A 23,250-nucleotide genomic window follows, 5' to 3' on the forward strand; every position below is an offset into this window, starting at 1 on the left:
GCGGACGGAGGATGCCGGAAGGAGCGCATGGATTCACCGTCCCCGTGAGGCGACGCGCGCCTTGGGTTCTTCAGCGGAAAAAACCGACTTGAGCACACGGCCCGTGGGCGTCTTGAGCTTCGCCACCTCGCGAGGCGTGCCTTCGCCCACGATGCGGCCACCGCCCTCGCCGCCCTCCGGCCCCAGCTCCACCACGTGGTCCCCCGCGGCGATGACCGAAGGGTGATGCTCGATGACGACCAGCGTGTCACCCCGGTCCACCAGCCGGCCCATGAAGGTGATCAGCTTCTCCACGTCGCCCAGGTGCAGGCCGGTGGTGGGCTCGTCCAGCACGTAGAGCGTGGGCTCGTGGCGGGAGGTGGCCGTCAGCTCCGCGGCCAGCTTGAGCCGCTGCGCCTCACCGCCGGACAGCGTGTTGGAGCCCTGACCCAATTGCAGGTAGCCCACGCCCAGGTCCGCCAGGCACTCCAGCGGCGCGGCGACCTTGGGCAGCGCGCGGAAGACGTCCTTCGCCTCGTCCGCGGACAGGCGCAGCACGTCGCCCACGGTGAGCCCGTGGTAGCGCACCTCCAGCGTGGCGGCGTCGAAGCGCGCCCCGTTGCAGGCCTCGCACGGCGTGACGACGTCCGGCAGGAAGGACATCTCGTGGGAGATGGCGCCCTGCCCTTCGCACACCTTGCAGCGGCCACCCGCCGCCGTGTTGAAGGAGAAGCGCGCGGGCCCGAAGCCGCGGATCTTCGCTTCCGGCGTGGCCGCGAACACGCGGCGCAGCTCGTCCCAGATGCCCAGGAACGTCGCCGGCACCGAGCGCGGCGTGCGCCCGATGGGCGACTGGTCCACCGACAGCACCCGCTTGATGGACTCCGTGCCCTTGAGCGCGTCGAACGCGCCGGCCTTCGCCGTGACGAGCCCCAGCTTGTCGCGCAGCGCCGGGTACAGCACCTGCCGGATGAGCGTGCTCTTGCCGGAGCCCGACACGCCGGAGACGACGTTGAGCCGCCCCACCGGCAGCCGCAGGTCCACGCGCTGGAGGTTGTTCGCGCGAGCGCCCTTCAGCTCCACCCAGGCCTTCGGCTCCCCCCTGCCGGACGGAGGCCGCACCTGCGCGGCCCGCAGTGCCTGCGCGGTGGGCGAGTCCGACTCCAGCACCACGTCCGGCGTGCCCTCCGCCAGGATGTGGCCGCCGCCCCGGCCGCCCGTGGGCCCCAGGTCCAGCAGGTGGTCCGCCGCGCGGATGGTGTCCGAGTCATGCTCCACCACCAGCACCGTGGAGCCCGTCTCCACCAGCGCGCGCAGGTTGTCGAGCAGCCGGTGCGTGTCGCGCGGGTGCAGGCCGATGGTGGGCTCGTCCAGCACGTACATCGCGCCGGTGAGGCCCGCGCCCAGCTGCGCGGACAGCCGCAAGCGCTGCATCTCGCCGCCGGACAGCGTGGCGGCGTTGCGGTCCAGGGACAGGTAGCCCAGGCCCACGCGCTCCAGGAACTCCAGGCGCCGCAGCATCTCCTGCCGCGCCGTCTCGCCCAGGAGCGCCCGGTCGCCCTTGAGCTTCCAGGTGCGCACGCGCGCGAGCGTGGCCGTCACCGACGCCTGCACCACTTCGTGGTAGCGCGCGCCCTCCAGCCGCACCGCGCGAGGTACCGGGGACAGACGGGTGCCACCGCACGTGCGGCACGGGGCCGTCTCGCCCTCGGCCATCGCGGCGGCGCCGCCCTGCACGCCGGTGCCCTCGCACGACTCGCAGCGGCCCTGCTTCGTGTTGAAGGAGAACCAGCGCGGATCCAGCTCCGGCACGGCGGTGCCGCACTTCGGACACGTGCGCTCGCTGGACAGCAGCGTCTCCGCCTTGCCCGTGCGCAGCTTCACCGCGCCCTTGCCCCAGTTGAGCGACGCGTCGAACAGCTCGCGCGGCAGCTTCGCGAGCTTGCCCTCGTACATCACGAGGTCGACGTCGTGCTCCTTCGTCTTCGCCAGGCGCGGCGGGTTGTCCGTGGACGCCAGCTCCCCGTCGACGATGGCCTGGGTGATGCCCGCGCGCGCCGCCGCGGTGAAGACGTCCAGGTACGTGCCCTTGCGTGCACGCACCGCGGGCGCCAGCACCTGCCCGTCGCCCTTCGTCGCCAGCACCTGCGCGTAGAGCGCGGCCGGCGTGGTGGCGCCGATGGGCGTGTCGTCATGCGGGCAGTGCGGCTCGCCAATCTTCGCGTACATGAGCCGCAGGTAGTGGGCCACCTCCGTGACGGTGGCCACGGTGCTGGTGGACCCCGCGCGCGACGTGCGCTGCTCCAGCGCCACGGTGGGCGGGATGCTGCTGATGCGCTCCACGTCCGGGCGCGGCAGCGTGGGCAGGAACTGCCGCGCGTACGGCGTCAGCGTCTCCAGGAAGCGGCGCTGGCCTTCCGCGAAGACGACGTCGAACACCAGCGAACTCTTGCCGGAGCCGCTGGGCCCCGTCACCACCGTCATCTTCCCCAGGGGAATCCGGCAGGACACGTCCTTGAGGTTGTGCTCGCGCGCGTGCTCCACCTCGATGGCGGGTGGCGCCTCCTTCCCGGGGCGGCGCAGCTTCACCGCCTTCGCCAGCGGCTTGCCCTCGCCCCGGAGCGCGGCGGCGGTGGCGCTGCCCCGCACCTTCGCCACGTCCGCGGGCGTCCCCTCCGCCACCAGCCGGCCACCGTCCCGGCCGCCCTTGGGCCCCAGGTCGATGATCCAATCCGAGCCCTTCATCACCGACACGTCGTGGTCCACCACGAGCACGCTCGCGCCCCGGTCCACCAGCGCGTGCAGTGAGGCCATCACGTGGCGCACGTCCTCCGCGTGGAGGCCCGCGCTCGGCTCGTCGATGAGGAACAGCGTGCCCTTCGCGTCGCTCGCCAGCGCGCGCGCCAGCTTCAGCCGCTGCGCCTCGCCACCGGACAGCGTGGACAGGGGCTGGCCCAGGGGCAGGTAGCCCAGGCCCAGCCGCTGCGCCGGCCCCAGCGTGCGCTTGAGCGCGGAGTCGTCGCCGAAGTGCTGGAGCACCTCGTCCACCGTCATCTCCAGCACCTGCGCCACGCTGAAGCCCTGGTGCCGGACGGCGAGCACCTCCTCCTTGAAGCGCCGGCCCCGGCACACCGCGCACAGCAGGGCCACGTCCGCGAGGAACTGCATCTCCACCGTCTCGTAGCCTTCACCGGAGCAGGCCTCGCAGCGGCCCTTGTCCACGTTGAAGGAGAAGTGCGCGGAGGTCAGGCCTCGCGCCTCCGCGTCGGGCTCCGAGGCGAAGCGCTCACGCAGCCGGTCCCACGCCTTGGTGTACGTGGCCGCGTTGCCGCGCGACGTGCGCCCCAGCGGGGACTGGTCCACGAAGGTGATGGCCTCCACCTGCGCCCCGCCCTCCACCGCCGCCACGTCGCCGGGGGCCTCCACGTCCTTCACGCCCAGCCCGCGCGCCAGGTGCCGGTAGAGCACCTCGTCCATCAGCGTGCTCTTGCCGGAGCCGCTGGGGCCGGTGATGGCGCACAGCACGCCCAGCGGCACGCGCACGGACACGTCCTTCAGGTTGTGCTCGCGCGCCTCGCGGATGACCAGCTCCCCCGTGCGGGTGCGCGGCGTGCGCGGCGCCTCCGCCCCGCCGGACAGCATGCGGCCGGTGGGCAGGTCCTGCCGCTTCGCCAGCGCCTCCGGGGTGCCGTCGAAGCACAGCTTGCCACCATGGCGTCCCGCGCCCGGGCCCAGCTCCAGCACGCGGTGCGCGGAGCGGATGATCAGCGGATCATGCTCGATGACCAGCGCGATGTTGCCCCGGTCCGCCAGCTCCGCGATGGCCTCCGTGAGCGGCGGCACGTCCCCCGGGTGCAGCCCCACGGTGGGCTCGTCCAGCACGAAGAGCGCGCCCGTCAGCGACGTGCCCAGCGCCGCGGTCAGCGACACGCGCTGCGCCTCGCCGCCCGACAGCGTGCGCGCGGGCCGGTCCAGCGTGAGGTAGCCCAGGCCCACGCGCTGGAGATAGCGCAGGCGCGCGGACAATTCGCGCCGCGCCAGGTCCCCCTGCCCCGTCAGCGTCTTCAGCCCGTCCAGCCGGGCCAGCGCGTCCGTCAGCTCCAGCCCGTGCCAGGCCGGCAGATCCATGCCGCCCACGCGCCACGCGCGGGCCTGCTCGTTGAGGCGCGCGCCGTGGCAGCTCTCGCAGAGCGTGTACGCGCGATAGCGGGCCAGCAGCACGCGCACGTGCATCTTGTACGTGCGGCCCTCCATCCACCGGAACCACGCGCGCACGCCCGGGTAGACGCGGCCGCCGTCGTAGTCGCCCTCGCCCTGGAGCACCGCCTCGCGCTGGGCGGCGGTGAGCTTCTCCCACGGCTTGTCGAAGGGGATGCCCTTCTGCTTGCAGTAGCGCTGGAGCATCTCCCGCTCCCAGCTGGTGGACTGGCCGGACCACGGGCGGATGGCCCCCTGCGCCAGGCTCAAGCCCGGGTTGGGGATCACCTTGCCCCAGTCGATGCCGATGGTGCGCCCGAAGCCGCGGCACGGCGCGCACGCCCCCACCGGGCTCTGGTAGCTGAAGAGGCCCGGCCTCGCGAGCTCGAACTCACGCGCGCACTTCGGACACACCAAGCCCCGGCGCAGCTTCCTGGGCGCGACCTCCGGCAGGAAGAGCAGCGCCTCGCCGTCCGCGCGCGCCCACGCGTCCTCCAGGGCCTGGGTGACGCGGGACAGGTTCGCGTCCGTCAGCCTCACCCGGTCCACCACCACCTGCGCCACGCCCGCGGGGTCGGTGGCCTCGCCCGGCTTGAGCGTCTCCAACTCCTTCACCTCGCCCTGCACCATCAGCCGGTGGTAGCCGTCCTTCAGCAGGCGGGCCCGCGCGTCGATGAACGCGGACGTGTCGGGGATGCGCACCGGGTACGTGAAGACGCCCTGCGCGTCCGGGTGCTCGCGGAGGGCCGCCTGGGCCGCCACGCGCGCGTCGGTGCGCACCGCCTCCAGGCCACAGTCCGGACACACCGGCATCGCCTCGCGGGTGAAGAGCGCGGACAGGTACGGCTCCACGTCCGCCAGCGTGGCCACCGTGGAGCGCGAGCTCTTCACCGGCGCGCGCCGGTCCACCGCGACGCCCGCGGCCACGGGCTCCAGCGCGTCCATGGGCGGCCGCTCCAGCCGCTCGAGGAACTGCCGGGCGTACGGGCTGAAGCTCTCCACGAACCGGCGCTGACCCTCCGCGTAGAGCGTGTCGAGCGCGAGGCTCGATTTTCCGCCTCCGGACACGCCGGTGACGCAGACGAACTCCCCTTCGGAGAGATCGACGGACAAATCCTTGAGGTTGTGGGTGCGGGCGCCGACGAGGTGGGTCTTGTGCATGCCGGCCGGAGGTTTAACGACCGGACACTCGCGCGCCAATCACAACATGATGACGGCCAACATCGCCCCGCCCGGGTGGGTTGGGTGGGGAGCGGGCAGGCTGATACAACGTGATGCGGCCGGTCACATGGAACGCATCCCGGTGGGAATGCCGGCCGAACGGGGGTGGCCATGTCCGACGACGTCCAGGCACGCCGTGCGCGGGCCGAAGAGGCCCTTCGGCGCACGAGTGCCTCCCTGGTGTTGCTGGACCTGGGCGGCCACACCGCCACGGGCTTCGTCATCTCCTCCGAAGGCCACGTCGTCACCAGCCTCCACGCGGTCGCCAGCGCGCGCGCCATCACCGCCGTGCTGCCAGACGGCCTGCGCTCCCCGGTGGTCCAGGTGGCGGCGGTGGACGAGCGCCGCGACCTGGCCGTCCTGTGCCTGTCCGTCCCGGACCTGGTGCCCGCCCTCGCGCTGGGCCCGGCCACGCTGCCCTCGGAAGGCGAGGCCCTGCACGTCCTCCAGGCCCACGCGGACCGTCCCCCCGAACCCCGCGTCCTCGAAGTCCGAGCGGTGCAGGTGCTGGGGGAATGGCTCACCCTGCTGGAGTTGTCCCGCACGCTGCCCGAGGACGCGTCGGGCTCACCGGTGCTGGACGCGCGGGGACAGGTGGTGGGGCTGGCCACCGCGGCGCTCGCCAACGGCCGCGCGCTGGGGCTGGTCATCCCGGTGCGCTACATCGCGCCGCTCCTCAAGGTGCCCGGCCCGCCCCGGCCGCTGTCCGCGTTGGATGCACCCCGGCAGCGCGCCACCCGCGTGCGTCAGGTGCCGCAGCATCCCGTGGGCCTGCTGGAGGGCTGCGCGACGCCCGCCGTGGAGTCCGTGGCCTCGCTGCTGGGCCAGGCCATCAACGTGGGCGCCCCCGCCTACAACCGGGGCGACGTGGAGGGCTGCTACCGGCTCTACGCGCACACCGCCGAACAGCTCATCGACGAGCGCGACGACTGCCCCGGCGTCCAGCGCGCGCTGCGCGACGGCCTCTTGCGCTGCGAGGGCCTGAAGGACGTGGAGGACCGGGCCTGGGCCCTGCGCGACACGTTCGACGGGTTGATGGACGTCATCGGCCGGTGGCGCCAGGCGCGCCCGGCGCCGCTCACCCCCGCCAACAAGCGCCCCCCTCCGAAGACGTACCTCAACTAGCGGCGGGGGACGCGCGGGCCGCTCAGGCCTCGTCCCAGCGGATCCGCAGCGAATAGGAGTGCTCGGCGCGCTCCAGCACGTCCACGCGCGGCAGCACCCGGGTGCGGCGCAGCACCTGCTCCATGGCGCCCGCCACGAAGTCCGGCAGCGGATCCGCGTCCACCACCCGCGCCCGCCACTCGCGCGCGCGCACCGGCTCCAGCACCAGCTTCATGTCCTCGCGGCCCGCGCGCAGGTACGTGGGCAGCCGCGCCAGGCACCGCTCCGCGCCCAGCAGCGGCGCCGCCGCCGCGAAGATGCGCCCCACGAGCGTCTGCGCGAACCCCTCCACGTAGTGCGTGCCCAGCACGCGGTTGGCGTCCTCGCTCGCAAGGCCCGGGCACGCATGCCGCCGCGCCACCGCCAGCGACGCGCGCCACACCTCCAGGGGAAGGCGCTCCTCCACCGCGTCCGGGTCGTAGCCCACGTCCCGCAGCGCCTGCGCGAACGGGCCCGAGGGCCGCAGCGCGTGCTCGAACAGACCTTCGAAGTTCCGGCGCGGCACCCGCACCATCAGCAGCGGCAGGCCAGGCGCCTCCCGCGTCTCCGGATGAATCCACGGCTCCATGTCTTCCAACCCCCCCAGGGTCCAGCCCCAGCACCATCCCGGCCGGGAAACCGTGTCTCACTGTATCAGCCTCCACGCGCCGGGCCTGCTCGCCTGGCTGCCGCTGTTGTGGACTTTTCGAAATATTTCTTCCGCATTTTCCCGCCCGCCCTCGCTGATCCATGACGGCTCGCGTCGGGGATTTCAGGAATTCGGGTCACAATCGACCCCCACTGAAAGCAAAAATTGTGTGTCAACCGTTGAATTCACAGGAAGTCCACCGGTGCTATCCCCTGAATCCCGGGCTGCCGCGTTAACTTCTTCAACCCATCGGAAACTCTCGGTGTTCATCGTGCGAGAATTGTTCATCCCCCTTGCAGCGTGAGTGCTCAATGACCATTCGCCGCACCGAAGGTTCGACGCCCGTTTCCCTCCGTCCCACCACCGACACCTCCGCGCCGGCGAAGGCCAAGAACGTCCTTCGCGTGAAGGACGGCTTCGAGTCCGTCTCCCGCACGGGCGCCGCCGCGGGCGCGCAGCCCACGGCCGCCGCCGCGGCGACGTCGCAGGCGTCCACGACGGGGGCCACCTCCGCGCAGGTCGGCCGCCTCGCCCTGGACAGCAAGGAGGCGCAGCAGGCCATCCAGACGTCCTTGAAGCACCTCACCCCGCCGCTGACCGCGTCGAACCTGCTGGCCGCGAACAAGGCCGGCCCGACGCTGGCCGCCAAGAGCGTGGAGCGCGACGAGCTGGGCATGACCCACGTGCGCCTGGACCGCATGCACGAGGGCGTGAAGGTCTTCGGCGAGCAGGTCATCAGCCACCTGGGCGCGGACGGCAAGGTGTCCAGCGTCACCGGTGAGCAGAACGCCATCCCCGCGGGCCTGGGCAACCAGAAGGTCAAGCTGGCCCCGCAGCAGGCCATCGACATCGCGAAGAAGGAGCTGGGCGGCAAGGCCGACAAGCAGCCCTCTTCCGAGCGCGTCGTCTACCAGGACGCGGACGGCAAGTACCGCGCCGCCTACCAGGTGGAAGTGACGCAGATCGCCGGCCAGGAGAAGCCGAAGAAGCAGAACTACATCATCGACGCCAACACCGGCGCGGTGCTGGAGAGCTTCAACAAGATTGGCGGCTGGAGCAAGAAGGCCGCCGCGGCGATGCAGGTGAACGGCACCGCGAGCCCCAACGCGTCCATCCCGGACAAGGGCCAGGTCGAGTCGAAGATCACCTTCCCGGACAACGTGACGGTCGACAAGCTGTCGCTCGACCTGAACATCAAGCACACCTTCAGCGGCGACCTGAAGGTCACGCTGACCAGCCCCTCCGGCAAGTCCCACGTGGTGCAGGACCGCAAGGGCGGCTCCAAGGACGACATCGCCGGCTCCTTCGACCTGTCCGCCGCGTTCGCGGGCGAGAACACGAAGGGCGAGTGGACGCTCAAGGTCGAGGACAAGGCCGCGCGTGACACGGGCACCCTGAACAACTGGAGCATCAACATCCAGGCGAAGGAGACCACGCCTCCGCCGACGGATCCTCAGAACCCGCCCGCGGGCACCGCGGACGACCTGTCCATGTACAGCGGCCACGTGGACCTGAAGACCAAGAAGGAAGCGGACGGCACGTACTCGCTGGAGGACTCGACGCGCGGCAAGGGCGTGGTGACCTACGACGCGAACAACAAGACCACCGCGTCCGGCCAGACGAAGATCACCGACGACAACGACAAGTGGGGCGAGGCCACCGACCCGGCGCGCGCCAAGGCCGCCGTCGACGCGCACTACGGCGCGGCCATGACCTACGACTTCATGAAGAACATCATGGGTCGTGACTCCATCGACGGCGCCGGTGAGAAGCTCGTCAGCTACGTGCACGTGCGCAACAACTACGTGAACGCGTTCTGGGACGGCGAGAAGATGAGCTACGGCGACGGCGACGGGAAGCAGTCCGGCCCGCTCACCACGCTGGACATCGCCGGCCACGAGATCGCGCACGGCCTCACGGAGCGCACCGCGGGCCTCATCTACAGCGGCGAGTCCGGCGGCCTGAACGAGTCCTTCTCCGACATCATCGGCACGGGCGTGGAGTGGTACGCCGCGCAGAACAACCCCGAGGCCAAGTGGAACTGGACCGTGGGCGAGGCCGCCTGGACGCCGAACAACGGCACCGATGAGGACGGCCTGCGCTACATGAACGACCCGACCAAGGACAACTACTCGGTCGACAACTACAAGAACTACCCGAAGCAGACGGAGGTGCACGGCTCCAGCGGCATCTCCAACAACGCCTTCTACCTGCTGGTGGAGGGTGGCAAGAACAAGACGTCCGGCCTGGAGGTGAAGGGCGGCATCGGCATGGAGGACGGCCTGAAGATCTTCACCCGCGCCCTCACCACGTACATGACGCCGCGCACGACGTTCGCCCAGGCCCGCGAGGCCACCATCAAGGCCGCCACGGACCTGCACGGCGCCGACTCCGTCCAGGTGCAGAAGGTGAAGGACGCCTGGACCGCGGTGGGCGTGAACTAGTCGCTTCGCTGCAAGCTTCCTGAAACATCCGAGGCGGGTCCGGTGTCACCACCGGGCCCGCCTCTTTCATTTGCTCGCTCAGGCGAAGAAGCGCGTTAGCACCGCCACCATGCGGGCCACGTCGGACGCGGCGGCCAGCTCGCGGATGGAGTGCATGGACAGCATGGGGTTGCCCACGTCCACCGTGCGGATGCCCAGCTGCCCCGCGGTGATGGGGCCAATGGTGCTGCCGCAGCCCAGGTCCGTGCGGGTGACGAAGTGCTGGGGCGTGACGCCCGCCTCCTTGCACAGCGCCGCGAAGTACCCCCACGACTCGCCGTCCGTCGCGTAGGACTGGTTCACGTTGGTCTTGATGACCGGGCCGCCGCCCAGCTGCGGCTGGTGCCTGGGCTCGTGCATGGAGGAGTAGTTGGGGTGCACCGCGTGCGCCATGTCCGCGCTCACCATGAACGAGCGGCGGATGGCGCGGTGGAACGCGTCCGCGCGCCCATCCGAGTGCGCCTGGACGATGCGCTCCAGCAGGTCCTTCAAGAACGGCGACGCGGCGCCCTGCGCGCTGCGGCTGCCGCACTCCTCGTGGTCGTAGAGCACCACGCCCACCGTGGCCTCGCGCGGGCCGGTGTCCTTCAAGAGCGCGGTGAGCCCGGTGTGGCAGCTGGCCAGGTTGTCCAGGCGGGGCGCGTGGAGGAACTCACCGTGCAGGCCGGAGCGGGTGGACGGCTGCAAGTCGTAGAGGCACAGGTCGTAGCCCAGGAGGTCGTCCGCGGCGGCCTTCACGCCCGAGCGGCCCAGCTCCTCCACCAGCAGCCCCTTCAGCTCCGCGGGGCCCGCGCTCTCCAGGCCCAGCACCGGCACCATGTGCTCCTGGGCGTTGAGCTTCAGGCCCTCCGTGTTGACCCCGCGGTTGAGGTGGATGGCCAGGTTGGGCACGCGCAACAGCGGCCGGCGGAAGTCCACCAGGTGGTGCTGGGGGCGGCCGTTGTGCAGCGTCACCACGCGGCCCGCGAGCGACAGGTCCCGGTCCGTCCACGTGTGCAGCAGCACCCCGCCGTAAATCTCCACGCCCAGCTGCTGGTAGCCGTGGCGGTTGACGGGCGCGTTGGGCTTGAGGCGCAGGTTGGGCGAGTCCGTGTGCGAGCCCACCAGCCGGAAGCCGGTGGTGTCCACGGGCTTCGTGCCCAGCTGGAAGGCCGCGATGCTCGTGTCGCCGCGGATGACGAAGACCTTGTCGCCGGGCTTCAGCGACCAGGACTCGCGCTCGTCCAGCTCGCGGAAGCCCTGGGCGGTGAGGCGGCGCGCCGTCTCGCGCACGGCGTGGTACGGCGTGGGCGACGCGTCGATGAACTGGAGGAGGTCGTTGGCCTGCGTGTCGATGTCAGTCGGGCTCATGGGCCCGGCACGCTAACGCCGTCCGGCCCCGGTGCCACGTCCGACTGTCACGGCCCGGACAGGCGGAGGGGCGCCCGCCGGCAGGACGGTGGAGGAAGGGCGCGTCCCGGGAGGGGCGTCCAGGAAGGTGCCCAGCAGCACCCAGCGGCGCGCCGCGTCCTCCTTCCCCGGCTTCGCGGCGAGCGGGGTCGTGTAGTGCCAGAAGGGCAGCCGGTACACGGTGACTCCGCCCACGGTGCTGACCTTGGTCAGCTCGGAGAAGTGCCCGTCCTTCGCGTACACGAGGTACTGGTGGTCCACGGCGGGCTGCGTGAGGCTCACGTGCATGTCCACGTAGCCGTCGCGCGCGTCCGCCTCCTCCGGGTGGTGGTCGTTGTGCGGGCCGGTGTAGTCGCCGGGGCCGTAGCAGAGCACCTGGATGCCCCAGCCCCGCTTGAGCGGCCGGCCGCTCACCGTCGCCGCGAAGGCCGCGAACGTGTCCGAGCGCAGCAGCGCCGTCAGCCCCACGCCTTCCGCCGCGCGCCACGAGCGCGAGCGCCGGCTCTCCAGGAGCGCGGTGCGCACGCGCACCGTCTTGGGCAGCGCCTCCGTGTAGTTCTCCACCATGCCGGAGATGGAGTCCTCCGGGATGGGGTCCTCCATGGTGACGAGCGTGTCACGCAGCGCGGCGTCCAGGATGTCGCGGGCCTCCGCGGCCTTCTTCACGTCGATGACGCCCTGCAGCGCGATGAAGGGCCGCGTGGGGTCCAGCAGCGCGCCGCACGTCTCGGAGTCTCGGCCTTCGAGAATGCGGCGGCCTTTCGGGGTGAGGAGGTCGGCGAACTGGGTGGGCAGGCGCGGGGACATGGCGCGCACCATACCGGGACGGGGACGGAACGCACGTGCTGGGGAGGGCACGGGAAGGCAACTCCCCTGCTCCCCCGGCGATAATCCGTTACTCCGACATCCAGGGTAGAAGGTGCCTCCATGACGCAGATCCGCAACCGCCCCGCCGCCCCCTCCGTCGCTCCGGCCCGCACGCAGGCGCCGGCCGCGCAGCCCGCCCGGGCCAACCAGGTCACAGAGGCGTCACGCGCGGACGTGCTCAACCGCGCGGAGCTGGCGCGCGCCCGCGCGACGATGGCGCCGGTGCAGGCGACGCCGGGCTCCTGGCGCGGCGGCGCGAACACGGAGGTGGGGCGCGCCATCCAGACCATGCGTCAGCGCCTGTCCGACGTGAACATCACCATCAAGGGTGACACGCCGCAGAGCCTGTTCGACCGGGCCATCCTGGACAACAAGCACGTCACCAACGAGCAGATCCTGGCGATGTCCCGGGTGACGCTGGACCAGCTGGCCACCGACCCCAAGACGCGCGCCAAGGTGCTGGACCGCGTGCCCAACGCGCGCGAGCTGCCGGTGCACCACTTCACCGTGGCGATGCTGTCCGCGGTGACGGGCATCGACCGCGCGGCGCTGTCGGAGGCCTGTCCGGACCTGGGCCTCACGGGCGCGCCGAACACGCCGCTGCTCTACGCGGCCAAGACGGAGCGCATGCAGCGCTCCACCGCCCTGCACGACTTCACGGACTACATGCGCGGCGCGGGCGTGAAGGGCATGAACAAGGCCGTCTGGGGCGTGGAGAACCGCATCCTGTCCGCCGCCGTCTCCGCGCTGGGCGGCGGGCGGTACTAAGACACCCGCGGCCCCCCAGGCCCGCGCGGTGGAGGAGGCCTCCGAGCCCCTCCCCTCGCGGGCTTTGCTTTTCAAGCGGCAGACGTCAGTCGTCGCCCGCGCCGCCGGCCAGCCGCTGGCGCGCGACCTCCAGCCGCTTCGCGCGCACCTTGGAGGCCAGGTCGAGCAGGCGCCGGTCGCGCTGCCACCGCTCGCGCATCTCCACGTCCACGCCCTCCCAGGCCACCTCGCAGCGCTCCAGCGCGCGGTGCATCTGCGCGAGCGCGCCGCCCAGCGCCACGTGCACGGCCGGGTCGCAGGGGTCCTCCAGGGCAATCGCGTGGAGCATCACCGCGACAGCGACCAGCTCCTCGCGCAGCGCCACCGGCCAGCCGCAGCGGCGGGCCACCTTCACCAGCCAGCCCAGCACCGCCAGGTTGACGTGGCAGTCCTCCACCGTGCGGAACGGCTTGAGGTAGCGGGTGTAGCCATCCCCGGGCAGCACGTCCTCCGGCGCCACCTCCACGCCCTCCAGCCGCAGCGCCGCGTGCGGCACCTCCGGCACGAAGCCCAGCGGCGGCAGCGGCTCCACGGTCACCCCGGACGTGCGCGCGTCCAGCCGCACCATGCGCAGGCGGTTGCGCTCCTGCGCATCCCGGCCCTCGGAGGCGACCACCAGCAGCTCTTCGGCGTGCGTGCCCAGCGTGACGTAGGTCTTCACGCCATCGAGCGTCCAGCCCGCGCCCTTCGGCGTGAGCTTCGTCTCGATGGCGCTCGGGTGGCCGCCGCCCGTCTCCGTGGCGCAGAGCGCAGCGCGCCGGTCCGCCGGGAGCTGGGGGAAGAGCGAGCGCAGCGCGGCCTGATAGCCGGAGGAGAACGCGAACCCCATCCGGTCCATCCGGAAGCCGCTGGCGAGCGCCAGGTCCGCCGGCAACGGGAAGCGCGGCAGCACCGCGAGGTGCCGGCGCCACCAGGCCTCCACGGAGTCAAGCGCGGGGAAGTCAGGGGCTTCAGTGAGCAGGAAGCGCAGGACGTCTTTCACGCTTCCACTCTAATGCCCGGCTCCGGAGCGCGCGCGCTTCCCGTTGGGGGCTTCAGCTCGCGGCGCGGCGGCCCGGGGACTTCACGCGCTGGGTGCCCCGCTTCTTCTTCGCGGCGGCCGGCGGCGCGGCCTTCGACTTCTTGGCGGACTTCGCCTTGGAGGTCGACTTGGACTTCGACGCGGCCTTCGTCTTGGAGGGCGGCTTGGCCTTCGACGGGGCCTTCTTGCGGCGCGCGGGGGCCTTCTTCTCCGGGGCGAGGATGGTGCCCCGGCAGGAGGGCGTGCCACAGCGGCAGACGTAGAGCGCCTCGGCCTCCGCGTCCATCTCCGGGGTGCGCTCGTACGCGTAGTCGTACGTCAGCTCCTCCCCCGGTTCGATGGCGCGCAGCGCGTAGATGTGGATGTGGCCCTTGTCGATGAGCGACTGGCAGTTGGGCTCGCACGAGTGGTTGATGTAGCGCGACTCGTTGTGGAGGGTCCCCGCGTCCAGCACCGTGTCGTCGTCCAGGTTGAAGAGGAACGTGTGGTGGCGCTCCATCGACTCGTCGTCGTAGCGGACGTCCGCCTCGGCCTGGGTGATGCGCTCACCGATGTACTCGATGATGCGCGCGCCCTTGCGGATGCGGCGGGTGGCGAAGGCGCCCATGCCCTGGATGGGGGACTGGCGCAGCTCGAAGGGAATCGACGGGGTCGGCTGGAAGGAAGGGGAAGTCATCATCGGGGATGGGGCGCGGCTGGGGCGGGTGCGTGTTCAACCAGGACGCTGCCGGGAAGCGCGGTGTAGCGTGCCGCAGTCAAGCGCGCGAAGAAAGGCACTCGATGATGCGGTGGTGGATCGTGGTTGGCGCGGTGAACGCTTTCCTGGCCGTGGCGGCGGGCGCCTTCGGGGCGCACGCGCTGAAGGCCCGCCTTCCCCAGGACCTTCAGGTCATCTTCGAAACCGGGGCGCGCTACCACATGTACCACGCGCTCGCGCTGGTGGCGGTGGGGCTCCTGGGCTCGGTGCGCCCCTCCGCGCTCCTGGAGTCCGCGGGCTGGGCGATGCTGGCGGGCATCGTCCTGTTCTCCGGCAGTCTGTACGCGCTGGCCCTCTCCGGCGTGCGCGTGCTGGGCGCCATCACGCCGCTGGGCGGCCTGGGCTTCCTCGCCGGTTGGGCGCTCCTCGCCGTGGCCGCGTGGCGCACCTCACCGTGAAGCGGCGGACAGCCCGCGTCACTCCCGCAGCAGGGGCGGCATCGGGTAGACGACGTCCAGGTCGCGGTGGTTGCGCAGGCCGCAGGCCTCTCGCTGCACGGTGAGGTTCCAGCGCAGCCGCTCCGCTTCCTTCCAGAGCGCGCGGTACGCCGGGTAGCGCTCCACCCGCGCCACGCCATGCAGGGCGCGCAGCTCCTTCTCCGCTTGGGCCACCTGGGCGAGGGCGTCCTCCAGCTTGTCGCCGGAGCGGCGCAACCCGGAGGCGCGCTCGCGCTGGAACTCCGCCTCGATGGGCAGCAGGGCGTTGACGTTCACCGGACGGGCCATGCCTTCCCAGTAACCACGAGCGCCCGGTTTCGCAGCGGCACTCCGGTCCAAGCCGGGCAGGCAACCAGGCTTCAGGGAGGCGGTGTCGGCGCGGGTGCGTCCTTCGCCTCCGGCAGCGCCGTGGCGTCAGGGCGTCCCCACCGCCATGCCTCACGGGCCCAGGCGAGCCCCGCGAAGAGCACCATCGCGTTGCGCGCGAGGAGCAGCAGCGTGAATGACGGCTGCCAGCCCGTGTTGTAGGTGCTGCCAGCGAAGAGCCCGCGCGTGATGGCGGCGGCCACCAGCAGCACGGCGGACGGCCACACCCTCCCGGAGAGCAGCGCGAGCGCGGCGGCCCCGGTGAGCCAGATGAGGTACTGCGGGCTCAGCACCGGGTTGAGGATGACGAAGGCCACGAGCGGCACCAGCATCAGCCGGGCCCCGTCCTCGATGTGCACCGGAGGCCTGCGCCATGCGGCGCGCACGGACACCGCCACGGCCAGCAGCAAGCCCGCGACCCACACCTGACGGGTGACAGCGCGGACCATTTCGGCGTCCGCGCCGTGCAGCTCATAGGCGGCGGGAGCGTGGACCCACTGGACCTGGGCGAAGCCCATCAGGTGCGCGGCCCAGAGCAGGCCCGCGCTGAAGGCCTCCACCTGGAGCCCCCGCTCGACGTGGAAGGCCGCGAACCGCCACCATGGCCACACGAAGCTCAGGGGCACCAATGGCAACACGCCCGCGACGAGGCCGGTGATGAGGGCCCGCGTCGGCTTCGCGCCCCGGCGCCAGCACACGGCCAGGGCCAGCGGCACGAGCACGGCCGGGTACAGCTTGGTGACGGTGCCCACCGCGAGCAACGCCCCTGCCCAGCCTTCGCGCCGACGCATCAGGGCCACCACCGCGGCCAGCGCGAGCGCGGCGGGAATCAGGTCATAGCGCTTGAGGTAGTGCACGCTCTGGAGCCAGCTGACGACGGAGTACGCCGCGAACGGCACCCACGCGCGCCTGGCCGCGCCCCACCGGCGCACGCCTTCGGACAGCAGCAGCCACTTGATGAACGCGTCGATGAGCGTGAGCTGGAGGCCGAACGCGAGGATGAAGCCGCGCAGGCCGCCGCCCGCCCACGTCGCGGGTACGAACCACAGGAGCGCGTAGGGCGGGTATTCGAAGCGGAAGTCGCGGTTGGGGACCGCGCCGTCCAGGAACGCACGGGCCGTCCGGAAGTACAGCGGCAGGTCGCCCTGGCGCGAGGAGAAGGCATAGAGCGCCAGCGGCAACACGGCCACCACGAGCGCGAGCCAGTGCTTGTGCGTCAGCCGCGAGGGCTCGGACGATGTCGATGCGGACACGGAGGGTCACTCTGCCTGCGAGGACCGGGCGTTGTCGCCAGGAATGGCGTCCGTCCCCTTCCCTGCCCGGGCCACGGTCAGGCGCATGGACGTGCGAGGCGGCACCCGACCCGCTAGGTTCCGGCCTGGATTGCCCACCTCATGAAGCTCCACCGCCCCACGAAGGACGAGCTGTTCGCCGCCACCGGCCGCACCATGCCGGACCTGCTGGCCCCGGGCCTGCGGGTGCTCTTCTGCGGCATCAACCCCAGCCTCTACTCCGCGGTGGTGGGCGTGCACTTCGCGCGGCCGGGCAACCGCTTCTGGCCGTCACTGCACGCGGCGGGCTTCACCCCGCGCCTCCTGAAGCCGGCGGAACAAGAGGAGCTGCTGACGCTGGGCCTGGGCATCACCAACGTGGTGGACCGGGCCACGGCGAGCGCGGACCAGCTGGGCGCGGAGGAGTACGCGGAAGGCGCGAAGTCGCTGGCGCGCAAGGTGAAGCGCTACCGTCCGAAGTACCTGGCGGTGCTGGGGCTGGGCGCGTACCGCACCGCCTTCTCGCGGCCGAAGGCGAGGTTCGGGCCGCAGGAGGAGACGCTGGGCGAAGCGCGGCTGTGGGTGCTGCCCAATCCCAGCGGGCTCAACGCCAGCTACCAGCTCCCGGACCTCGCGCGGCTGTACGGCGAGCTGCGCCGCGCGGTCGAGACGCGCTGACTACTTCAGCAGGCCGGCCTCGCGGGCCACCTGTGACGCCACGGGCAGCACCTGGTCGAAGGCGGCGGCGTTGCACGCGAGCAGGCCCCGGCGGTTCTGGAGCTCGGAGCCGTCGTACAGGTACGCGTTGCCCGCCAGGTCCGTGAGCACGCCGCCCGCGGAGCGGATGACGGCCTCCGGCGCGCAGTTGTCCCAGCGGTAGCTCTTGTCGCTCACGTGCACGTAGAGGTCGCAGCGGGCCTCCGCCAGCAGGCCGCACTTGAGCCCCACCGAACCGGACTCCGTCTCCTTCGTGATGCCCAGCCGCTGCACCACCGCGTCCGTCGTCTTCGAGCGGTGCGAGCGCGACACCACGAGCCGCAGCTGCGCCGGATCCGCCACGTCCGACACGCGCAGCGCGCGGCGGCCCTGCGGGTCCTCCACGTAGCCCTGCTCGCCGACAATGCCGGAGTACAGGACGTCCCCCACCGCGCGGTAGACGACGCCCAGCGCCGCCCGGCCCTCCACGGCGAGGCCGATGTGGATGGCGAACTCGCCGTTGCGGTTCACGAACTCCTGCGTGCCGTCGAGCGGATCCACGAACCAGCAGCGGCTGAAGCGCTTCGCGTCGGAGACGTCCTCCTTCTCCTCCGCCACCACGCCGTCCGCCGGGAAGGCCTTGCGCAGCTCGCCCACGATGAAGGCGTTGGCGCGCTCGTCCGCCACCGTGACGGGCCCGGCGCCTCCGGCCTTGTCCGTGACGGAGAAGTCCGTGGCGTAGACCTGCAGGAGGATGTCACCAGCCTGGCGGGCGATGCGCCGGGCCACTTCGAGCTCTTGGGCGAGTGCGGGCATGGAGGCCCGTGAGTCTACCGGGGCGAATTGCCCCCGTGGGGAAATCTGCCCCGCCTCGCGCCCCCATCCCTCCGGGGCAGAGGCCCTGGCCCGGGGGCTGCACTCCCCCTGGGGATTCGCCTTCCTAGCCCCGAGCAGCGCGGCGGGAGGCAAGCAAGGACTCGAACGATGATGAAGTGGCTGATGGGGCTGGCCCTGCTGGGCATCGGCGTGGCGCTGGCGTTCGCGGGCGGCCGGATGGTGTACCGCTCGAAGGTGAGCAGGGACTGGCCCACCGTGCAGGGCACCGTGGTGAGTTCCCGTGTGGAGACTTTGCGCAGCAAGCGCGCGGTGAGCTTCCGCCCGGACGTGAGCTACCGCTACGAGGTGAACGGCGTCCCGTACACCTCCGACACGGTGGCCTTCGACGGCCACGGCGCAGGCGGGCTCGCGGAGGCGCAGGCGGTGTCGCACCACTACACGGCCGGCGCCCCGGTGACGCTGCACTACGAGCCGGAGGACCCGTCCGTGGCGTGCCTCCAGTGTGGCGACACGGGCCTCGTGAACTACGTGTTGGCGCTGGGAGGCGCGGTGTTCGCGCTCGTGGCCGGCTGGGGTCTGGTGGAGCTGGCCCGCACCAGCCTGCGCGAGGGCAAGCGCGCCGTCCCCCAGATGCGCGCGAAGGCCCGCTGACCTGCTTCAGGTAGGTCCGTCCAAGCCATGTCCGCAGTGGGAGTCGCGCAGAGAGGGAGTCGCGAAGGACCGGAGCATCGACCCCGGCGTGGGACGCGGGCTAGAGTCGGCTCATCACTCGGCTCGCGGAGACCGGCTCTCTTGGTGATCCTGCGCAACGTTACAGATGAAGACCTCCCGTTCTTCTTCGAGCACCAACGGGACGCAGTCGCGCTGCGCATGGCCGCATTCCCGTCGCGGGAACGCGATGCCTTCCTGACCCACTGGCGCACGAAGGTTCTCCGCCCCGAGAACGCGACCCGCACCATCGTCGTTGGCGGACGGGTCGCTGGATACATCGGCAGTTGGGAACAGGACGGCAAGCGCCTCATCGCCTATTGGGTGGGTCGCGAGCACTGGGGCAAGGGCATCGCGACACGGGCGCTCTCGGAGTTCCTCGTGCTTGAGCCGATTCGTCCGCTCCATGCGTGGGTCGCCGTCCACAACGTCGGATCGATCCGCGTCCTCGAGAAGTGTGGCTTCCGCACGGTGGCCCAGGAGAACCCGCAGCACGCGGACGGAGTTGCCGAGGTCCTCATGACGCTGGGTCCGAAATAGCCGGGTACCCGCAGGACGGTTCCCAGCGCACCGCGTCCTTGAGCAACCTCCCTGAAGGGGGGTAGGCGACGCCGGACGCCTTCCGCGTGGCCGGCTGAGCACTTTCCGCCAGAAGGCTTCGACAGACGCGGCCCACGATGCGCAACCTGGAGCGGACACCCGCTTCCTGGAGGACGCATGCCCGTCACCATCCGCCCCGCGAAGGACTCGGACGCGCCCGCGCTGGGCCGCATGGGCGCGGCGCTCGCGCGCCAGCACCACGGCTTCGACCCGCAGCGCTTCATGGTCCCGGACGACGTGGAGTCCGGCTACCGCTGGTGGCTGGGCAAGGAGGCGCGCCGTCCGCAGGAGGCCGTGGTGCTCGTGGCCGAGCTGGACGGCGAAGTGGTCGGCTACTGCTACGGCCGGCTGGAGGGCGTGGACTGGAACATGCTCCTCGACAAGTGCGGCGCCCTGCACGACATCTGGGTGGAGGAGAAGGCGCGCGGCACCGGCACCGGCCGGCTGCTCGCGGAGGCCATGGTGCGCCGGCTCACGGAGCTGGGAGCGCCGCGCGTGGTGCTCCACACCGCCGCGAAGAACGAGGCCGCGCAGCGGCTGTTCGCGCGGCTGGGCTGGCGTCCCACCATGGTGGAGATGACCCGCGAGACGCCGCCCCAGTCAGAGCCTTCCTGAGGGCATCCGGCCCTGCTGGAAGGCCTCCACCTGCGCGGGCGTGAAGGGCGGCTGGTAGAGGACGCGGTCCTGCTGGCGCGAACGGAACAGGTCCACGATGAGGTTCATCCGGTCCTTCACCGAGCCCCAGTCCCGCGCCGCGCTGCCCGCCGTGTCGTCCGGCGTCCGGTCCAGCTGCTTCAAGAGGGCGCATAGCTCCGGGTGCTCCAGCCGCATCAGGTCCGGCGGGAAGTCCGCCGCTACGGAGAGCGCCGGGATGTCCTCGCCCAGGCGCAGCGTCCGGTCCGGCAGCTCCATGGTCATCAGCTCGCGCGTCATCAGCTCGCGCCAGCAGCGCTCCAGCCGGTCCGCCAGCGGCGTGAAGACCGCGACCAGCCACGGCTCCGGCATCCCGCTCCCGCGCGCCCGCAGCAGCTCCCGCAGGTGGTCCAGGAACAGCTCCTTCAGCGGCGCCCCCAGCGCCCCGATGATGGGCTCCTGCAGGCGCACCTGCTCGTGGTAGCCCACCAGCGCGTTGGCCAGGAGCACGCGCTCCGCCCGGTCCTTGGCGCGCGTGAGGCTCAGGGCCTCGTGGTACGCGCACACCGCGCGGATGAGCAGGTCCTGTCCTCCGGACTCCAGCGGCCCCGGCTTCAGCACGGCCACCACGCGCTCCAGCGCCGCGGGGCTCGTCGCCTGCGGGCCGGTGAAGTGCTCCAGCATCGCCGTGTAGAGCGGTCCCAGCTCCTGGAACACCAGCAGGTTGCCTTGCGCGATGTGATGGGCCACCGCGCTCATCACCGGGTCCATGGCGCGCGACAGCACGGTGGCCACGCCCGAAGGCAGGCCCCACGAGCCCAGGAGCCGGGCCTGCGTCACGCCCAGCCCGCGCATCACGGCCTCCGCGCGGGAGAGCATGTCCCGCTCCAGCACGGCCACCATCTCCTTGCGGATGAAGGTCCCCGCCGTCTTCGACGCCCAGGTGGAGAAGCCGCACCACGACTGGTCCACCTCCCCCAGCACGCCCGCGAAGCACACCTTCAGCACGTGGTACGTGTGCGTGATGTGCAGGTTGCGCAGGGGCGCGTTCTGCATGCGGCCAATGGCCTCCACCTCCGCATGCGTCGGCTGCGGATGGGGGCGTGGCAGCGGCTGGAGCACCATGGCGGAACGAGCTCCGGGAAGCAGGGGCGGCAGCGCCCGCTCCAGCATGGAGCATGCGCCCCACGGCCCGCCATCACCCGCCAGGGAGGGCGTGAAACGACGAAGCCCCGGGTGCTTCCACCCGGGGCTCCGTGATGATTCAGCAGCGCGGGAAGGAGCGCCCTACTTCTTCTGCTCCTTCACCCACGAGTCCTTCAGCGTCACCGTGCGGTTGAACACGGGCGCGCCCGGCTTGGAGTCCACCGCGTCCGCGCAGAAGTAGCCCAGGCGCTCGAACTGGAAGCGGTCGCCCGGCTTCGCGTCCGCGAGCATCGGCTCCACGCGCGCGTTGGAGAGGGTCTCCAGGCTGTTCGGGTTGAGGAACTCCTTGAAGTCCTTCGTCTCGTCCTTGTCCGGCTGCTCCACGGAGAAGAGCCGGTCGAACAGCCGCACCTGCGCCACGGGCGCGTTGCCCGGCACCCAGTGCAGCGTGCCCTTCACCTTGCGGCCATCCGGCGAGTCGCCACCGCGCGTGGCCGGGTCGTAGGTGCAGCGCAGCTCCGTGATGTTGCCCGCCGCGTCCTTGATGACCTTCTCGCACTTGATGAAGTACGCGGAGCGCAGGCGCACCTCCTTGCCCGGCGCCAGGCGGAAGAAGCCCTTCTCCGGCACCTCCTGGAAGTCGTCCGCCTCGATGTAGAGCTCGCGCATGAACGGCACCTTGCGCGTGCCCATGTCCTCGCGCTTCGGGTGGTTCGCCGTCTCCAGCTCCTCCGTCTGGCCCTCCGGGTAGTTCTCCAGCACCACCTTGAGCGGGCGCAGGACGGCCATGGCGCGCGGCGCCGTCTCGTTGAGGTCGTCCCGGATGGACAGCTCCAGCACGCCCATGTCGATGAGGCTGTCGGACTTGCTCACGCCGATGCGCTTCGCGAAGTCGCGCAGCGACGCGGGCGTGTAGCCCCGGCGACGCAGGCCGCTGATGGTCAGCATGCGCGGATCATCCCAGCCGGAGACGCGCTTCTCCTGCACCAGTTGGAGCAGCTTGCGCTTGCTCATCACCGCGTAGGTGAGGTTCAGCCGCGCGAACTCGTACTGGTAGGGCCGGTCGCCCTTGATGAGCGCGTCGACGATCCAGTCGTACAGCACGCGGCGGTTCTCGAACTCCAGCGTACAGACGGAGTGCGTGATGCCCTCGATGGCGTCCGACAGACAGTGCGCGAAGTCGTAGAGCGGGTAGATGCACCACTTGTCGCCCGTGCGGTGGTGGTGCGCGTGCCGGATGCGGTAGATGGGCGGGTCGCGCAGCACGGGGTTCGACGACGTCATGTCGATCTTCGCGCGCAGCGTGTGCTTGCCGTCCGGGAACTCGCCCGCCTTCATCCGGCGGAACAGGTCCAGGTTCTCCTCCACCGTGCGCGTGCGGTACGGGCTGTCCTTGCCCGGCGTGGTGAAGTTGCCGCGGTACTGGGAGATCTCCTCCGGCGACAGGCTGCACACGTAGGCCTGGCCCTGCGAAATCAGCTGCTCCGCGAAGGCGTAGAGCCGGTCGAAGTAGTCGGACGCGAAGAAGCGCCGGTCGTCCCAGTCGAACCCGAGCCAGCGCACGTCGCGCTGGATGGACTCCACGTAGTCCGTGTCCTCGGTGAGCGGGTTGGTGTCGTCGAGGCGCAGGTTGCACTTGCCGCCATACTGCTGCGCCAGCCCGAAGTTCAGCGCGATGGACTTGGCGTGGCCGATGTGGAGGTAGCCGTTGGGCTCGGGCGGGAAGCGGGTGTGCACGCGTCCGCCGTGCTTTCCCGTCCGCCGGTCTTCCTCAACGACTTCCTGGAGGAAGTTGAGGCCCTGCGTCTCGTTCGTCGTCGTCATGATGGTGCGAATCCTCTTGGAAGCAGGACAAGGGGAGCAAGGTTTTCCTGCCCTCCGCGTCAGACCTCCGCCAGCAGCGACTCCCAGGCCTTGAGCGCCCGTTCAGCGGACAACTCGTCCGCCCGCTCCAGGGCCCGCTGGCGCAGCCCGTCCCGCCACTTCGCGTCCGTTACCACCCGCCCCAGGGCCTGGGCCATGGCGGCGTCGTCCCCCATGGGC

General features: G+C 71.2%; 19 protein-coding genes. 8 read left to right on the forward strand and 11 right to left on the reverse strand.

Annotated features, from left to right (window positions below):
- Positions 1–33 precede the first annotated feature (33 nt).
- Positions 34–5,337 (reverse strand): excinuclease ABC subunit UvrA, encoded by a 5,304-nt coding sequence (uvrA, locus tag D7V80_RS21920; protein ID WP_120589997.1) that lies wholly within the window; start codon positions 5,335–5,337, stop codon positions 34–36.
- 171 nt (positions 5,338–5,508) lie between these two features.
- Here uvrA and D7V80_RS21925 point away from each other — a divergent pair, with 171 nt between their 5' ends.
- A complete protein-coding gene (locus tag D7V80_RS21925) occupies positions 5,509–6,522 on the forward strand; it encodes a serine protease (protein ID WP_120589998.1) in 1,014 nt (337 codons plus the stop codon).
- 22 nt (positions 6,523–6,544) lie between these two features.
- Here D7V80_RS21925 and D7V80_RS21930 read toward each other — a convergent pair whose 3' ends face one another.
- Positions 6,545–7,129, reverse strand: coding sequence for a DUF2378 family protein (locus D7V80_RS21930; RefSeq protein WP_120589999.1), 585 nt, complete (start codon positions 7,127–7,129; stop codon positions 6,545–6,547).
- Between the two features lie 371 nt (positions 7,130–7,500).
- Between D7V80_RS21930 and D7V80_RS21935 the strand changes: the two genes are divergently transcribed.
- Positions 7,501–9,633: a M4 family metallopeptidase gene (locus D7V80_RS21935; protein ID WP_120590000.1), complete on the forward strand. Its 2,133-nt coding sequence runs from the start codon at positions 7,501–7,503 to the stop codon at positions 9,631–9,633.
- 78 nt (positions 9,634–9,711) lie between these two features.
- Here the strand turns inward: D7V80_RS21935 and D7V80_RS21940 are convergent, their stop codons facing one another.
- On the reverse strand, positions 9,712–11,022 hold the full coding sequence (locus D7V80_RS21940) for a M18 family aminopeptidase (RefSeq protein WP_120590001.1): 1,311 nt from the start codon (positions 11,020–11,022) through the stop codon (positions 9,712–9,714).
- 12 nt (positions 11,023–11,034) lie between these two features.
- Positions 11,035–11,868 (reverse strand): hypothetical protein, encoded by an 834-nt coding sequence (locus tag D7V80_RS21945; RefSeq protein ID WP_233585600.1) that lies wholly within the window; start codon positions 11,866–11,868, stop codon positions 11,035–11,037.
- A gap of 120 nt (positions 11,869–11,988) precedes the next feature.
- Here D7V80_RS21945 and D7V80_RS21950 point away from each other — a divergent pair, with 120 nt between their 5' ends.
- On the forward strand, positions 11,989–12,696 hold the full coding sequence (locus tag D7V80_RS21950) for a hypothetical protein (RefSeq protein ID WP_120590003.1): 708 nt from the start codon (positions 11,989–11,991) through the stop codon (positions 12,694–12,696).
- An 85-nt stretch (positions 12,697–12,781) separates the two neighbouring features.
- Here the strand turns inward: D7V80_RS21950 and D7V80_RS21955 are convergent, their stop codons facing one another.
- Positions 12,782–13,717, reverse strand: a complete 936-nt coding sequence (locus D7V80_RS21955; RefSeq protein ID WP_120590004.1) for an acyl-CoA dehydrogenase family protein — start codon at positions 13,715–13,717, stop codon at positions 12,782–12,784.
- Positions 13,718–13,769: 52 nt separating this feature from the next.
- Positions 13,770–14,432, reverse strand: coding sequence for an SET domain-containing protein (locus D7V80_RS21960; RefSeq protein ID WP_120590015.1), 663 nt, complete (start codon positions 14,430–14,432; stop codon positions 13,770–13,772).
- 104 nt (positions 14,433–14,536) lie between these two features.
- Between D7V80_RS21960 and D7V80_RS21965 the strand changes: the two genes are divergently transcribed.
- Positions 14,537–14,911, forward strand: a complete 375-nt coding sequence (locus tag D7V80_RS21965) for a DUF423 domain-containing protein (RefSeq protein WP_120590005.1) — start codon at positions 14,537–14,539, stop codon at positions 14,909–14,911.
- Positions 14,912–14,929: 18 nt separating this feature from the next.
- Here D7V80_RS21965 and D7V80_RS21970 read toward each other — a convergent pair whose 3' ends face one another.
- Together D7V80_RS21970 and D7V80_RS21975 are read right to left on the reverse strand one after the other, a co-directional pair.
- On the reverse strand, positions 14,930–15,238 hold the full coding sequence (locus D7V80_RS21970; RefSeq protein WP_120590006.1) for a hypothetical protein: 309 nt from the start codon (positions 15,236–15,238) through the stop codon (positions 14,930–14,932).
- A 71-nt stretch (positions 15,239–15,309) separates the two neighbouring features.
- On the reverse strand, positions 15,310–16,569 hold the full coding sequence (locus D7V80_RS21975; protein WP_120590007.1) for a glycosyltransferase 87 family protein: 1,260 nt from the start codon (positions 16,567–16,569) through the stop codon (positions 15,310–15,312).
- Between the two features lie 195 nt (positions 16,570–16,764).
- Between D7V80_RS21975 and mug the strand changes: the two genes are divergently transcribed.
- On the forward strand, positions 16,765–17,265 hold the full coding sequence (mug, locus tag D7V80_RS21980) for a G/U mismatch-specific DNA glycosylase (protein WP_120590016.1): 501 nt from the start codon (positions 16,765–16,767) through the stop codon (positions 17,263–17,265).
- Here the strand turns inward: mug and D7V80_RS21985 are convergent, their stop codons facing one another.
- The gene (locus D7V80_RS21985) at positions 17,266–18,099 is read right to left on the reverse strand and encodes a 3'(2'),5'-bisphosphate nucleotidase CysQ (RefSeq protein WP_120590008.1); all 834 of its coding nucleotides are present in this window, start codon (positions 18,097–18,099) and stop codon (positions 17,266–17,268) included. It abuts the gene before it with no gap.
- Positions 18,100–18,267: 168 nt separating this feature from the next.
- Between D7V80_RS21985 and D7V80_RS21990 the strand changes: the two genes are divergently transcribed.
- From D7V80_RS21990 to D7V80_RS22000, 3 genes are all read left to right on the forward strand, one after another.
- The gene (locus D7V80_RS21990; RefSeq protein WP_120590009.1) at positions 18,268–18,771 is read left to right on the forward strand and encodes a DUF3592 domain-containing protein; all 504 of its coding nucleotides are present in this window, start codon (positions 18,268–18,270) and stop codon (positions 18,769–18,771) included.
- Between the two features lie 144 nt (positions 18,772–18,915).
- Positions 18,916–19,368 (forward strand): GNAT family N-acetyltransferase, encoded by a 453-nt coding sequence (locus D7V80_RS21995; protein ID WP_120590017.1) that lies wholly within the window; start codon positions 18,916–18,918, stop codon positions 19,366–19,368.
- A gap of 177 nt (positions 19,369–19,545) precedes the next feature.
- On the forward strand, positions 19,546–20,043 hold the full coding sequence (locus D7V80_RS22000; protein ID WP_120590010.1) for a GNAT family N-acetyltransferase: 498 nt from the start codon (positions 19,546–19,548) through the stop codon (positions 20,041–20,043).
- Here D7V80_RS22000 and D7V80_RS22005 read toward each other — a convergent pair.
- Both D7V80_RS22005 and D7V80_RS22010 read right to left on the reverse strand, forming a co-directional pair.
- The gene (locus tag D7V80_RS22005; RefSeq protein ID WP_147447174.1) at positions 20,029–21,186 is read right to left on the reverse strand and encodes a hypothetical protein; all 1,158 of its coding nucleotides are present in this window, start codon (positions 21,184–21,186) and stop codon (positions 20,029–20,031) included. The genes D7V80_RS22000 and D7V80_RS22005 overlap by 15 nt on opposite strands.
- A gap of 162 nt (positions 21,187–21,348) precedes the next feature.
- Positions 21,349–23,031: a glutamine--tRNA ligase/YqeY domain fusion protein gene (locus D7V80_RS22010; protein WP_120590012.1), complete on the reverse strand. Its 1,683-nt coding sequence runs from the start codon at positions 23,029–23,031 to the stop codon at positions 21,349–21,351.
- Positions 23,032–23,250: the final 219 nt, after the last annotated feature.

Source organism: Corallococcus sp. CA054B (assembly GCF_003611625.1).
In the GTDB taxonomy this organism is placed as follows: Bacteria; Myxococcota; Myxococcia; order Myxococcales; family Myxococcaceae; genus Corallococcus; species Corallococcus coralloides.

Excerpts from the sequence above, each read along its gene's own strand:
- uvrA (WP_120589997.1), bottom strand. The coding sequence starts at position 5,337 with ATGCACAAGACCCACCTCGTCGGCGCCCGCACCCACAACCTCAAGGAT.
- D7V80_RS21925 (WP_120589998.1), top strand. The coding sequence starts at position 5,509 with ATGTCCGACGACGTCCAGGCACGCCGTGCGCGGGCCGAAGAGGCCCTT.
- D7V80_RS21930 (WP_120589999.1), bottom strand. The coding sequence starts at position 7,129 with ATGGAGCCGTGGATTCATCCGGAGACGCGGGAGGCGCCTGGCCTGCCG.
- D7V80_RS21935 (WP_120590000.1), top strand. The coding sequence starts at position 7,501 with ATGACCATTCGCCGCACCGAAGGTTCGACGCCCGTTTCCCTCCGTCCC.
- D7V80_RS21940 (WP_120590001.1), bottom strand. The coding sequence starts at position 11,022 with ATGAGCCCGACTGACATCGACACGCAGGCCAACGACCTCCTCCAGTTC.
- D7V80_RS21945 (WP_233585600.1), bottom strand. The coding sequence starts at position 11,868 with ATGTCCCCGCGCCTGCCCACCCAGTTCGCCGACCTCCTCACCCCGAAA.
- D7V80_RS21950 (WP_120590003.1), top strand. The coding sequence starts at position 11,989 with ATGACGCAGATCCGCAACCGCCCCGCCGCCCCCTCCGTCGCTCCGGCC.
- D7V80_RS21960 (WP_120590015.1), bottom strand. The coding sequence starts at position 14,432 with ATGACTTCCCCTTCCTTCCAGCCGACCCCGTCGATTCCCTTCGAGCTG.
- D7V80_RS21965 (WP_120590005.1), top strand. The coding sequence starts at position 14,537 with ATGATGCGGTGGTGGATCGTGGTTGGCGCGGTGAACGCTTTCCTGGCC.
- D7V80_RS21970 (WP_120590006.1), bottom strand. The coding sequence starts at position 15,238 with ATGGCCCGTCCGGTGAACGTCAACGCCCTGCTGCCCATCGAGGCGGAG.
- mug (WP_120590016.1), top strand. The coding sequence starts at position 16,765 with ATGCCGGACCTGCTGGCCCCGGGCCTGCGGGTGCTCTTCTGCGGCATC.
- D7V80_RS21985 (WP_120590008.1), bottom strand. The coding sequence starts at position 18,099 with ATGCCCGCACTCGCCCAAGAGCTCGAAGTGGCCCGGCGCATCGCCCGC.
- D7V80_RS21990 (WP_120590009.1), top strand. The coding sequence starts at position 18,268 with ATGATGAAGTGGCTGATGGGGCTGGCCCTGCTGGGCATCGGCGTGGCG.
- D7V80_RS22000 (WP_120590010.1), top strand. The coding sequence starts at position 19,546 with ATGCCCGTCACCATCCGCCCCGCGAAGGACTCGGACGCGCCCGCGCTG.
- D7V80_RS22005 (WP_147447174.1), bottom strand. The coding sequence starts at position 21,186 with ATGGTGCTCCAGCCGCTGCCACGCCCCCATCCGCAGCCGACGCATGCG.
- D7V80_RS22010 (WP_120590012.1), bottom strand. The coding sequence starts at position 23,031 with ATGACGACGACGAACGAGACGCAGGGCCTCAACTTCCTCCAGGAAGTC.